The following is a 13,711-nucleotide window of genomic DNA, read 5'->3' on the forward strand; positions in this document are numbered from 1 at the left end:
ATGCCACGAATTCACGAATTTTTATTTATAATCATTCGTGAATTCGTGGCATTAAAATTTTGTGCCATTACGGCTATGAACCTTAGAAACTGTACGCAGCTCCAAAAATCACCCTGCCAATTTCATCTGGAGATTTGAAATATGAGATTCTGGCAGTTAAAACATTAATAGCATTTAACCAAAGTCCGCCGCCATAATCCTGATGCCATTTTCTGGAATTTTCGCCGTCAAGCCAAACTCTTCCGTAATCGAAGCCTCCCAAAATACCATATGTAAACGGAGCGATTGTTTTTCTAATTTTTCCAATACTTAAACGTAAATCAGAACTTTGAGAAAAATACGAATTTCCTAAAAAGCGTTCGTTTCTAAAACCTCTTAAATCAGTATCACCTCCTAAAGAAGCACCCTGATAAAACTCGTAATTATTGTTCAAGATTGCTTTCCCTTTAAGATACGTTGCCAAAACCAGTTTTCCGTTTTTGTCAATTTTATGCGTAAAACCCAAAACACTTTCCAGAGTTGGAAAATTTTTCTTAGTTTCATCAAGATTGGTTGTCCAGGTTCCGGCAATCATAAAATACATACCAAGTGTTGGTTTTGCAGCAAAATCAGAATTTTTAAAAAGATACTTCACTTTTAAACTTCCATAATTCTGACTATTAAATACATCGGGATTTACAATATTTGGCAAATCTATAAATCTGTTATCAGTTTCCTCAACCGTCATTCTCTGGAAAATAGGCTGAATACTAAATTCGCTTCCATATCTTCCCACGTGTCGAATGGCTCCGGATGCATTAAATTTTCTAATTCTCACTCGGTTATAATCCATGCTTACATCATCATCGTATTGAGATTCGTTTCCGTAACCAAAATAGTTCATGGCAAAATTTGGCGTTGTATAAAGCGATTCAACATCAATAACCCATTTTCCTAATAAACCAGGGAAATGCGCTGCATAATTAAATTCTAAACCTCCGGTTGCGAAATAATAAAATGCATTTAAAACATGTCTTTGCGTATATGGATTTTGTTTAAAATTATTAACAGTATAATTTAAATTAACTCCTAATTTAACCCCGTCATCAGGATTAAAACCAATGTTTGGAAGCCCGGAAATTACATTGTATTTCGGTTTTTCATAATTATACAAATTCACATCGTAATCATCTGTTAACTGCGTTTGAGTTTTAGAATCCAGATTATAAGTGTTTTCTTTTGATTTAAAGTCGTAAACAATAACCTTTCTTCCGTTTTCAATATTATAAGTATCGTTATTTTGACCGCCAATTAAACGGATTTTAATACTTGATTTTTGATCACCTTTTACTTCAAAAATATCATTATCGTCTAAACCATAAATCCATAAATTTTTAGTTTTAGCGTCAGTAAGCGTTTTAGAATATTGCAATTCATCGCCTTCTTTTTTCACTCTGAAAACCTGAACTTCAACACTTTTTTTATTATTATGATTAATAACAAACTTGTCTTTTTTATCAGTTCCGGCAATCATAACCGTTTTACTTAAAACATCAGAATACTTAACAGCATATTTTTGAAGCTCTTTTTTTCTGTTTTTTAATTTGCGAATAATTTCCTGAACAGTTTCATCCTGAACTTCTTTTGGCATGTTTTTGAAAGCATTTTCAATATCAGCATCAGATAAATTATCCTGAATAAATTTAGCCTGTTCGATCCAGTCCTTTTCATCAGCAGTTTTTAAGAATGCTAAATCCATTGGATAAGGTTCACGGCTCAGCCATTTTACGTTGCCAATTTTATCTTTAAAAGTACGCATGTGGCGTAACGCCGGAATATTCATTAAAATAGAAAGCAAAGCACCATCGTATTTTACAAAAGCCTGATCTCGGTCACGCGGAATAGGTTTGTAGATTACTTTACCGTCTTTTTTAAACTCAGCCCAGCGCCATTGATCACTGTGTCTGTCCCAGTCGCCAATTAATATGTCGAATAAGCGGGCTTTTATATATTCTTTTTCGTCAACGCTGTATTTTTCATCTTTATGAAGATTTGCCATCATATCATCGGTACCAATAATATTGCCTGGGTTTCCAAAATTTTTACCATCTAAATGATTGTCAGCTGGTCTTTCTTCCACCATATAAAGCTGATCTCCAAAACCGGCATTAAACTCTCCAAGACCATTTTGTTTTGGTACATAATATAAAATAGGATTAGTATGAAGAAGTCCAATTTTGTCAGACATACTGCCAATTGTAAATGGCGCATACGGATGAGAAGTCGTGTAAAAATCAAATAAAAAGCTTTCTGTATAGGTATCTTCAAAATCATTTACAACATACTGATCTTTAAAGGCAACCGACTGTAAAAATACGGTTGCACTTTTTTTCATGCCTCGCAATACATATTCGCGTCCTTTTGGGTCAGACATTCTTAAAGAAACAGATTGATGCCCGCCGCCTTCGCGAATAGGTTTTAAACCGCCTTTTAAAGTGTCTACCGTTGCCACTTTCACATCAATTGGCATACTGTAATATTTTCTGTAATGCTGTCCGAAAAGAAATTTATGAAACCCGCTTTTATCTGTCATTTTAGTTGAATAGATAGAAGTGGTAATTCTTTTAGGAAAATTATTCGGAATATTCGAAGCCCAGTTAATTTCTTTTGCCTTTATTATTTCGCGTTCAAAAAGCAGTTTTTCTTTATTGTTTTCATTGCCGTAAAATGAAACTTTAGCGTCGCCGCTTTTAAACAAAGTTAAAGTCGCGTAACCGTTTCCGCCATACGAAAAATCATTTTCGTTAATTGCTCTCGCCGCTTCAGATTTTGAACCTGCACCGCTTATAATCTGTTGTATGTTTTCTTTACTAATATATTGCAGGTTATGGTCGTGGCCGGAAACTACAATTACATTTTTCTGCTTTTGTAAAAGTGTTTTTATTCGCTTAGCGTAAATCGTATATTGTTTATTTTGAATATCCTGTGGACTAACTCCGGATGTTTTTCTCAATAAATTAATAAAAGATCCAATTACCGGAAGCGGAATTTTTTTCTCCAGAGGAAATAATTGTTTTTCCAGCGAAAATTGTCCGCCGTGTGTTCCGTTGCTCAATAAAGGGTGATGAATAGCTAGAACAACTGTTTTTTCCTGATTTTTATTTAAAATACTTTCCAGTTCATCAAAAAAATCTTCTCTGGTTTTTATGTCACAATTATCATTAATTGTTGGGTGATCATCCCAATCTTCCAAAAACCATTCACTATCAATAGTTACTAACGTTGTAATACTATCAATTTTGACATCTTCAATCGCGCACGACTTTCTTGGCAGAAATGCTTTTTTGTCATTTAAGTTTTTGGTAACAAAATCAGCCTGTTTTTCAAGACCTTTTATACCGCTGTACCAGTCATGATTTCCGGGAATAAAAATAGTTTTTCCTTTATAACCTTTGGCTAGTTTTAACTGATTTGTAAGCTTGGTTTCTGCCAGCGCTTTGTCTTCGGCGGTTTTATCTGCAGGAAAACCTTTAGGATAAATATTGTCGCCTAAAAAAAGAAGCGTTGATTTTTTACTGGCTTTTTTGAGCCTTTGATGTAATAATTCCAGTGTTTGCTGAGCCTGTTCTTCATCAGCATTTCCGGCGTCTCCAACAAGATAAAAAGTATGGTCAATTTTTATAGTATCTGTTGCGTTTTCTGTTTCGTTAGCACTAACATTTTTTCCATACTGCGGTTTATGCGTTGCACAGGAATAAATGATAAGCGGTGTTATAATTGCTAATGAAAAGTTTTTAATCTTAGCAATAAAATGATTATCCAAAAACAATTTCATAATTTAGTGGTGTAAAAAAATATTCTTTATGAATCTAATAGAACAATCCGAAGATTTCGTCAGTAATTTACTCAAAGATAAACTTTCTAATTTATATTCTTATCATAATTTTAACCATACTTTCACAGTTGTAACTGCGGTTAAAGAGTTGTGTAAAAAAGAAGACGTAGAAGATGATGATAAAGAGGCACTTTTAGTCGCTGCCTGGTTTCATGATACCGGATATGTTGATGGTTATGAAGACCATGAAAATAAGAGTGTAAAAATTGCTTCTGACTTTTTGAAGGAAAAAGGAAAATCAGAAAAGTTTATAAATCTTGTTTCCAGTTTAATTTTGGCTACAGCCAAAGAATATGAGCCAAAAACGCATCTGGAAAAAATAATTAAAGATGCAGATTATGCGCATTTAATGGGAACAGAATATGTTACAACCTGCGAATTACTGCGTTTGGAATTAAAAAACACTGGAATTGTTAGTTTTACAAATGCTGAATGGACAAAAGAAAATCTAAACTTTTTATTAAATAAGCATAGATTTTATACCGATTATGCTTTAAGAAAATGGCAGCCTTTAAAAGAAAAAAACCTGCTTTTGATTCAGAAAAAAATAAATAAGCAGCAATTAAAAGCCGCAGCTGCAATTGAAGAAGATAACAAAAAGAAAGATAAAGCCGAAAAACCAGAGCGCGGTATTGATACTTTATTTCGTGTTACGCTTGGAAATCATACTCGTTTAAGCGGTATTGCCGACAGTAAAGCGAATATTTTATTGTCTGTAAATGCGATTATCATTTCGATTGCACTTTCAACCATTATTCCAAAATTAGATAGTCCGAAAAATGCGCATTTAGTAGTACCAACATTTGTAATGTTAATGTCGAGCGTTATCACGATTATTTTTGCGATTCTTTCGACAAGACCAAAAGTAACTTCGGGATTTTTTACCCGCGATGATGTTGAAGCCAAAAAAGTTAATTTAATGTTTTTTGGAAATTTCTATAAAATGCCTCTTGAAGATTACGACTGGGCCATGAACGAAATGATGAAAGACCGCGATTATTTATATTCTACCATGATAAAAGACTTGTATTACCTTGGATTGGTTTTACAGCGTAAATACAATTTACTTAGAATTGCTTATAATTTCTTCATGTTTGGAATTATTATTACCGTAATTTCATTTGTGATTGCCTTTAAGTCAATTTAACTTAAAATAAAAAAGCTTTGTCAGAGTTTTAAACTTTGACAAAGCTTTTTTTATAAACTTCAAAAAAGCTCAACTTTTAGTTAAGCTCATCTAATAAATCCTGATAAGTGATTTTTTTTGCTTTTGAAGCATTAGTGTTATTAATCACTTTTACACGAATAGCTTTTAAACCAGAAACTCCCTGAAGATCTTCAACTTCAAATTGTTCAATCGAAGGTTCAAGTATTTTCTTGTGCTGTAAATATTTAATGTATTTTAAATATTCAGCTTCTTCGCTGTTTTGAGAATATACAATTGTGATTTTCTCTTTTTCAGTGATACGTTCATTAGTTCCTTTAATATGCGATTTGTCAATTCGTTTTTTTACAACTTCATAACGCGCATTATAAGTTCCGTCGACATCAAAACGTTTTTCATCCATTCTAAAACGAATTGAAAGCGGCGAACTGAATACCAAAATCAGCGAGGTAACATCCAATTCATACGGAAGCGATTCTTTAAGCTGATGATGTTCTAATTCCATTTCGCATAAAGTCTGCAGCTGCCATAAACGTAAATTATGCAGATACATGATGTCGAATGGTTTAGTTGGCGAAATCGAGGCTCCAATATATAAATTATGTTCGACACCGTCTGTTTTAAAACGTTCGTAATAATGCGGATAAATCTGCTGTGCTTCAATTTGTTTTTTATCTAAAACCGAAGCCAGTTTTTTATTGATTATCGACATCGCGTTGTCAAATTTCTTTCTTTCCTGATAAAACATTCCGGTTTTTTCGTCCAGACTCTCAAAATACAATTCTTCTAACTTTTCGTTTTTAGCATTGCTTTTGGTATTTTTTAAAATCGGATGAATTTCTTCTTCAATATAACGCTGAATATGCTGTTCCATATCGGCTTTTAGAGGAAAATCTAATTCGCTTCTAAGCGATTCCAGCTCAAATTTTCTTTGTTCCAAAAGAACCAGATTAGAATTTGGATCCTGATTATCGAAAATCTCTAAAAGAGCCGTAAGCTGATTTTTCAAATCAATTTTAACCGTTTCATTTCGATGTTCAGAAGAACTCTTAATATCGATTTGTCCGTATAACGGAAATACATTTTTAAATACAATTTCTTTAAAAATATAATCTTTCGTATGATTAATATTTTGAAAGTAGTTTTGTGATTCTTTTCTAAATTTCCAGTACACACTAGGGTGAATCGTAGTATACTCACGCTGAATAATCGCTTCAATCTGATGCTGCATATCTGTATTGTAACGATCTATAGTATCTGTTAAATACGGTAAAACCAAATCAAGTTTTACAGCGTTTACGGTGTTTAAGTCTCTCGGATTTTCTGAAACCAATTCGACGATTCCTAATAGATGATCATCTTTTATAACCGGTGCAAAAACACAGCTTTGAATGCCTTGTTTCAATAAATGCTCACCAAGTCTTTTATTGGTCGATTCTTCAATGAATTTTTTGACATTTGAAATTACAAACGGTTCTTTGTTATCCAGAAGGTTTTCAAAAGAACATCCAAAAAAAGCATTTTTACAATCCATTTCCTGATCTGATTTCAAAAGATAACTTTCCATGTGGTTATCAAACTTCATAGGTCTGATAAACTTTTCTTCTTCAGGATTGTAAATTATAAAGCCAACTTTTAGAGTAGGAATTTTAAAAATAGATCTAAAGATATTTTCTACAATATCTGTAGAAGCGACTCTCGAATTATCTGGTTTTAACAAATTACTTTTTAAAGTCGAAATAGCACTTTCGGTCGTTGCATCAAACAAAGAAACAATTCCAAATCCTTTTAAAATCCAGCTTCCCGGAGGGAATTTAGATTTCCATAAATCAATATCATTATAATTATCAATCAATTGATCGATATCGTCCTGAGAAAGTTCTACTGATTTTTCTGTTGGAATAATTTCCATAAAATCAGCGTTATACAAGATTCTGTAATGTTTTTCAATTCCTTCTTCGTCTGGAATATCATAGAAAAATGGTTTGCTGAAATCAACATTTTGATTGTAAAAATAAGCCAGAATTAAACAGCAGTTATTTATATAAAACTGATGATCATCAAAATCACGAATTTCCATATAAAATTCATCTCCGGCATTACGCAGAATTTTTTTGAAACGTTCTGTATAATTAAAAGAGATATTTTGAAAAGGGATTGTAATAGCTTTTATTTCGTTGTGAGTCAAAGCTGTAGGAAATAAGTCGGCAGCTATATTTTTAATTAAAGCTTCATTTTTTCTAATTGTTGCCAGATCACGAATTCCGGTTCTGAATTCCGGAAAAGCTTCAACTTCTTTTAAAATCGCTTTGGCGTAGTTAGATCGGTAATCAACATCAGATAAAGCTATTTCTTCAAAAGATTCAATTAGTTTATGAAATGAGATTATGGTTTCGAAAGGACTTTCTTTAGGTATGTGTCGATCCATGTGGTAATTTTTTAGAATACAAAATTAAGCATAAATTAAGAATGTGCGACATTTTTCGATTTCTTTAATCTATAGTTAAATAGTTGTTTCCCTTATAATTAAAGGTCTTAAGTTAAGAGGATTTAAATTTAACTAAAAATTAACATTAACAATAACGGAACGATCGTTCCGTTATTATATCTTTGTACCATAATAATTGAATAATCAATAACTTAAAAACAAATAAAAATGAAAAATTTAGAAAACAAAGTTGCGATAGTAACAGGCGGAAACAGTGGAATTGGATTTGCAGCAGCAGCTGATTTAGTATCAAAAGGAGCAAAAGTAATTGTAACCGGAAGAAATCAGGAAGCATTAGCAAACGCTGAAAAAGAATTAAACGTTACAGGAATTGTGGCAGATCAATCTGATTTAAAATCAATTGATAATTTAGCTGAAGAAGTAAAAACCAAATTCGGAAAAATTGATATTATATTTCTAAACGCAGGAATTGCGGCTTTTGCTCCAGTAGATTCTGCTTCAGAAGATCACTACGACAGTATTATGAATGTAAATGTAAAAGGTGTTTATTTTACGGTTCAAAAACTTTTGCCAATTTTAAATGATGGTGGCTCAATAATTTTCAATACATCTGTAAATGCTCATGTTGGAATGCCTAACTCAAGCGTATATGCTGCAAGTAAAGCTGCCGTATTATCATTAAATAAAGTTTTTGCTGTAGAATTAGCGTCAAGAAAAATCAGAGTAAATGCTGTTTCTCCTGGTCCTGTTGAAACACCGCTTTATGGAAAAGTTGGTTTAGAAAAAGAAGATGTTGAAGGTTTAGGAGCCGCTTTAAGCGAAAAGATTTTATTGAAACGTTTTGGACAAGCATCAGAAGTGGCAAAAACAGTAAGTTTCTTAGCTTCAGACGATGCATCATTCATTAACGGAACTGAAATTGTTATAGACGGTGGTCTTATTGTAAATACAGTTTTATAATTTTTTTGACTAATTCAGGAACGATTGTTCCGTATTTTTGTATCTTTGTAAAGAATTTAATTTGAAATATCATGGCTAGAACGAAAGAGTTTAATGAAGATCAGGCTTTAGATAAAGCAATTGAGATTTTTTGGCACAAAGGCTATAACGGAACATCTGCTCAGGATTTGGTTAACTATTTAGGATTAAGCCGTTCGAGTTTGTATGATACATTTGGCGATAAACAGAAATTATTTTCAAAATCATTGTCACGCTATCAGCGCCAGGCGCAGGATTCTGTTAAAGATCTTTTAGAGAAATCAGAAAATGTCAAAGAAACGCTGCATGCTATTTTTAAACAAGCTGTGATAGAAAGTCTGGAAGACCGAATTACAAAAGGCTGTTTTATGGTAAATTCATCTGTAGAATTGGCAATGCACGATCCCGAAATTGCAAAGATTGTAAAAGATAACAGCCAGATTATGGAAGAAGTTTTTACAAATGCGGTAAAGAAAGGGCAGGAGGCAGGACATATTTCCAAACAAATGGATGCAAAAGTCTTAGCGCGATTTATCTTTAATAACTATTCAGGAATCAGAGTATTGGCGCGAACCGGCGAAAGAGATAAACAGGTTTATGATGATATTGTAAAAGCTGTATTCTCGGTTTTATAAAAAAAGATTCTTAATAAAAAACGGCAGTTACATTTGTAACTGCCGTTTTCTGTTTTAGTAAGTAAGTAATAGAAAATGAAAACTTCTTAGCTTTTTTCTTCTTTATTGAAGTAAACTAAGTAGTAATACATTTGTTTTTCTTCATCCCAGCCTTTTTCAACAAATTTTTCAGCGCTTTCAGGATTAATGAAATCCATTTTAATCTGAATGTGAGTATCAAGATTAATTACGTTTTTAATCGATTTTCTAGCGTCAGAAACTGCTGCGTTGGCAATAGGGAATGAGGTTACATCTTCGATGCTGTATTTTTCTCCTTTATCAACTTTATAGTTTTTAAATTCAGGAATTAAATCAGGGTTATCTATAACTTCATTCAAGAAATTCTGCTCTTCAAACTGATCATTTTTAGCGAAATAATTCACAGATCTGTTCATAAACATTACTTCCTCTTTCTTGTCTTCAGCTGGCAAAACAACGTCTTTTGCGAAGTTTTGGCAGAATTTCAAATATTTTTTAGTGATGAAATTTTCATCTTCAAAAGCATCAACAGATAAGAAATGCTCTAACCAGTAACGCGCGTCGTAACGGTTGCTGTCTACAGTCAGGATTTTGTATCCTTCTTCTTTTTTATAATTGAAAATTAAACATCCTTTATCTAATTTACTCAGGTTGATTCCCTGTTGTAAAATCATTTCAAGGTTGCTTCCATTTTCTTCAAACTGTAAAAAGTCTGCCTGTAATTCGCTTTTAAAAATTCCAATAGCATCAACAACATTATTATCGATACTTAAATTCGTTAAATACGTTACATAAACCTCACCGTTTTTAATATGCGGGTGGTTTGACTGCTCGTATAAATGTTTTGTGATTTTTTTAGAAACCTCATGAACATTTGCCGGATTAGCAAAAATCTCAGTTGCGTATTTAAACATGTCGTTGTAGTCCAAGTCCACTTCGTGCGCAAACTGATAATAGTTTTCTTCTTTTTCTCTAAAAGGCTTAAAAAAGAATTCTTTTATCAAAGGCACAATCTCATCATTAAGATTAAATGGCTGTTCTGATAAAAAAATAGCTTCATTACGGCTTTTGTTTCCTACGCGGTGTATTGCCAGCGTATCGATGTGGGTGTTGAATAGGTTGATCATTTTTTTCTGGTTTCAGAGAGACAAAGTGACAAAGAGACAAAGGTTTATTTGCGGTCTTTTAATTTTTTTATAAAAGCGCTCAGCATTCGTTCTAATTCTCTACTTTCTCCGTTTGTTTTACTGAATTGATATTCGTTTATATATTTTAAATTGAATGAAATTTCAAGTTGTGTCTGCATTTCAAATAATGATGACATAGAAATGTTTAGAAACCTTAATAATTCAGTTTTTCCATCTCTTCCGTATCCTTCAGCAATATTGCTAGGTATTGATATTGATGATCTTCTAATTTGCGAAGATAACCCGTAAATTTCTTCTTTCGGAAATGAATTTGTTAGCTGGTAAATTTCAGTTACCAGATTCATAGATTTTTGCCAGATAAAAAGGTCTCTAAAAGTTTTCATATTTTATGTTTAAAAATTAAACATAAATATAGGAAAAAACCTATTATTTAAACATTGCGTTCAAAAGAAAAAACTTTGTTTCTTTGTTACTCTGTCACTTTGAATCTGAAGAAAAACTAATTCCAATTTTCCTCAAATCCATAATCTTCGAAGCTGTCGTCGCCTTCGAACATGTCTAGGTCATCTTCGTCTAGGTCGTCTTCAAATTCTCCGTAGATATCGTTGTGCATATCATCTGCTTCGAAGCTTTTTTCTGTTGCTTCGTCTGGCATTTCGCCGTGAGAGAATAAAGTTTCCGGATAAGTTGCTCCAACGGCTTCGTCTTCGATAGCGGCAAGTTCAACCAAGAAAGTCCACATACTGATGAAATCATAAACGTAGATAATCTTTGTATTTTCTTTATCTAAAATACTAGATAACGGATAATCGTTCATGGTTCTTATTTCGCCAGGAACATCTCCTGTATCAAAAAGAGGAATTTCATCTTCCTGATTCCAGGTTTCGTCACAAGTATAAAATGAAGCGACTTCTGATCCGTCAAAACCAAAAGCATTGAAGATTGCATTGTGTAAATCCTCAAGTGTATCATCTTCAAGAATTGCAATGTCTCTAAAAATATCTTCTTCGGCGTCTAGAATTACTCTAAATTTATAAACCATAATCTTTGTTTTTATTGAGAGGTCAAAGGTAAAATATAAAAAACGAAATCCGAATCATGAATCGTGATTTGTTGAAAAGATTTTCGTGTCGGATTTTTATTGAAAATTTTCCGCAAAGCACGCAAAGTTATTTATACATTGTGTTTTTATGAAAAAAAAAGTTCGCAAAGCTTGGTGTTTACAACGCTTTGCGAACTTTTAAATTGCCTAAAAATGATTTCTTAAAGAAACTTAGCGAACTTTGCGTTAAATCTCTACGTACAATTTGTCAGACTCAGCAATATAAATTTTATCTCCTAGAAAGTCTTTTTCTAAGTTTATGATAATGCTTATGATATGTGCTATGACTTGGATAACTTCTGCTTGAAGTCATATTATTAAAAATTAAAGCCGTTAAAAGTAAAATAAGAACTCCGGTAAAAACAGGCGAAAGTACATACATATAACCAAGAGCTTTTACTTTTTCGGTTCCAATAACGGCAATTAAGGCTGTTGCACCTCCGGGCGGGTGAAGTGTTTTGGTAATCTGCATTAAAATTATGGCAATAGAAACTGCTAAAGGTGCCGCAATCCACATAATATCCGGAACAAGCTTATTTACAGTTACACCAACAAGAGCAGAGATTACGTGGCCGCCAACGAGATTTCGGGGTTGTGAAAACGGACTTTGGATAATACCATAAACCAAAACACTTGAAGCCCCAAAAGAGCCAATTAAATACACAGCATCTGGTCCTGAAAAATGTATTGACTGAACGTAAGCCAGAATTCCAATGCCGACAAATGACCCTAAAAATGACCAAAAATGTTCTTTATAATCGATTAAAGTTTCTTTGTAAAGAATGTAACGGGTTTTTCGGTAGCTTCTTCTTATTCTTTGAGTGGGCATATTTTGTGGTATTGTTTTGCTAAAATTAAAGCGTTATGTTTTTTAATATATTTTGATGTATATAAGTTATTGTTAAGTTTAATGTTTTGGAAGTTTCTAGTTGTGATTTATTTGATTAAACTTGGCGAATAACTGTAAACAGTATACGGATAAATCTTTTTTGCAGTATATTTTGAAATCAGACAAACTACTAAAATTGGTAAAAACAAAGTATAATCGTTTGTTAAACCGCAAACTAAAAATATAGCGGTAAACGGTGCGTGAATACTGGCACTTAAAACAGCAGCCATTCCTATAATCATAAAGTTAACCGGAATTACATTTACATTAAAAAAGCTGTTTAAAACTGAAGCCAGTAATAAACCTAAAAAAGCGCCGATGAATAAACTTGGAGCAAATACACCACCGTCACCTCCGGAAGCAAGTGTAATAGAAGTTACAATTGGTTTCAAAATTAAAATGGCAATAAATGTCAATCCTAAAGTTATGGTTAACTGAGTCTGAGATGAAGTTCCAAAAATTCCTTTAATCGCATGATATCCTTCGCCGTATAATTGAGGGAAGAAGAATAATGAAACACTTAAAACAACAGAACCAATTAATATTTTATAGTAATGTCTTTCGATTTTAGAAAACTGTGATTTAAAAAATAATACACATTTAGTTAAGTAAACCGAATTTATTCCGGCTAAAATTCCCAAAAGAATAAAATACGGAATTGCTTTTAAATGCCATGTTGCAATAGAAACCGCAAATAAAGGTTCTTCTTTTAAAATAGTCAATAAACCAAAAGCTATTGAAACCGCTATGACATTTGAAATAATAAAAGCTCTTGTTACTTTTCTGGAAATGACTTCAAAAGCAAATAAAATTCCCGCAATTGGACTGCTGAAAAGTGCAGTAACTCCCGCTGCAACACCCGCGCAGATTAATTCAGTTTTATACTGGCGGAAAACATTTTCTTTTTCATGCGCAACAGAACCAATTGTAGCTGTAGCCACAACAGTAGAAACTTCGATTCCGGTTGAGCCTCCAAAAATTACCGTTAATAATCCGTTGATAAAGTGTGATGGGATTTTGTATGAAGGAAGGTTTTTTGTGGTTTTTGTGCTTTCAAAAACTTCTTTGATTCCTTTATTTTCTTTTTTCTTAAATAAATACTGCCTTAAGAAATAAATGACTGATAATCCGAAGACAGGAAAAAGGATATAAAAGAATGGATTAACCGATACTTCATGAAAGAAGATTTCTTCGTAATATTCGGTTATTTTTTTTAGTGAAATTCCGAGAAAGGCAGAAAGAAAGCCAATTAAGATAGAAACAATAACTAATTTTCGGAATTTGATTAATTGATGATTTTTTTTGATTTGCGCCGTTTTGTTCATCATTATGTATTTGAAAGTCCACATTTATTTTGCGGATTACAAAATTAAGAATCAAATCTGGTTTTATCTAAGAAATATTCATTTTAGTGTGTTAAAACTGATATAAACAGGAAAATTCTTTCGTTGCG

10 protein-coding genes are annotated in these 13,711 nt (G+C 32.6%); 3 read left to right on the top strand and 7 right to left on the bottom strand.

All coding sequences use genetic code 11. The features are described 5' to 3' along the window. Positions 1–82 precede the first annotated feature (82 nt). Positions 83–3,814, bottom strand: a complete 3,732-nt coding sequence (locus ABD859_RS16900) for a metallophosphoesterase (protein WP_345145764.1) — start codon at positions 3,812–3,814, stop codon at positions 83–85. Between the two features lie 28 nt (positions 3,815–3,842). Here ABD859_RS16900 and ABD859_RS16905 point away from each other — a divergent pair, with 28 nt between their 5' ends. After that, positions 3,843–5,021, top strand: coding sequence for a Pycsar system effector family protein (locus ABD859_RS16905; RefSeq protein WP_345145765.1), 1,179 nt, complete (start codon positions 3,843–3,845; stop codon positions 5,019–5,021). Between the two features lie 76 nt (positions 5,022–5,097). Here ABD859_RS16905 and ABD859_RS16910 read toward each other — a convergent pair whose 3' ends face one another. Continuing rightward, positions 5,098–7,467 carry a GAF domain-containing protein gene (locus ABD859_RS16910; protein WP_345145766.1) on the bottom strand — a complete coding sequence of 790 codons (2,370 nt, stop codon included), beginning with the start codon at positions 7,465–7,467 and terminating at the stop codon, positions 5,098–5,100. A gap of 228 nt (positions 7,468–7,695) precedes the next feature. Between ABD859_RS16910 and ABD859_RS16915 the strand changes: the two genes are divergently transcribed. Both ABD859_RS16915 and ABD859_RS16920 read left to right on the top strand, forming a co-directional pair. Continuing rightward, on the top strand, positions 7,696–8,448 hold the full coding sequence (locus ABD859_RS16915; RefSeq protein ID WP_345145767.1) for an SDR family oxidoreductase: 753 nt from the start codon (positions 7,696–7,698) through the stop codon (positions 8,446–8,448). A 71-nt stretch (positions 8,449–8,519) separates the two neighbouring features. Then, complete coding sequence (locus ABD859_RS16920; protein ID WP_345145768.1) at positions 8,520–9,101, top strand: TetR/AcrR family transcriptional regulator; 582 nt, start codon at positions 8,520–8,522, stop codon at positions 9,099–9,101. Positions 9,102–9,187: 86 nt separating this feature from the next. Here ABD859_RS16920 and ABD859_RS16925 read toward each other — a convergent pair whose 3' ends face one another. The 5 genes from ABD859_RS16925 to ABD859_RS16945 form a co-directional block, all read right to left on the bottom strand. Then, positions 9,188–10,246 (bottom strand): nucleoid-associated protein, encoded by a 1,059-nt coding sequence (locus tag ABD859_RS16925; RefSeq protein ID WP_345145769.1) that lies wholly within the window; start codon positions 10,244–10,246, stop codon positions 9,188–9,190. A 44-nt stretch (positions 10,247–10,290) separates the two neighbouring features. After that, positions 10,291–10,650, bottom strand: a complete 360-nt coding sequence (locus tag ABD859_RS16930) for a four helix bundle protein (RefSeq protein WP_269237064.1) — start codon at positions 10,648–10,650, stop codon at positions 10,291–10,293. Between the two features lie 116 nt (positions 10,651–10,766). Then, positions 10,767–11,309 (bottom strand): IS1096 element passenger TnpR family protein, encoded by a 543-nt coding sequence (locus ABD859_RS16935; RefSeq protein WP_345145770.1) that lies wholly within the window; start codon positions 11,307–11,309, stop codon positions 10,767–10,769. A 289-nt stretch (positions 11,310–11,598) separates the two neighbouring features. Next, entirely contained in the window at positions 11,599–12,198 is a 600-nt protein-coding gene (locus tag ABD859_RS16940; RefSeq protein ID WP_345145771.1) for an HPP family protein, read from the bottom strand. Between the two features lie 107 nt (positions 12,199–12,305). After that, entirely contained in the window at positions 12,306–13,583 is a 1,278-nt protein-coding gene (locus ABD859_RS16945) for a chloride channel protein (protein WP_345146268.1), read from the bottom strand. Positions 13,584–13,711 lie beyond the last annotated feature (128 nt).

Source organism: Flavobacterium ginsengiterrae (assembly GCF_039539785.1).
Classification (GTDB): domain Bacteria; phylum Bacteroidota; class Bacteroidia; order Flavobacteriales; family Flavobacteriaceae; genus Flavobacterium; species Flavobacterium ginsengiterrae.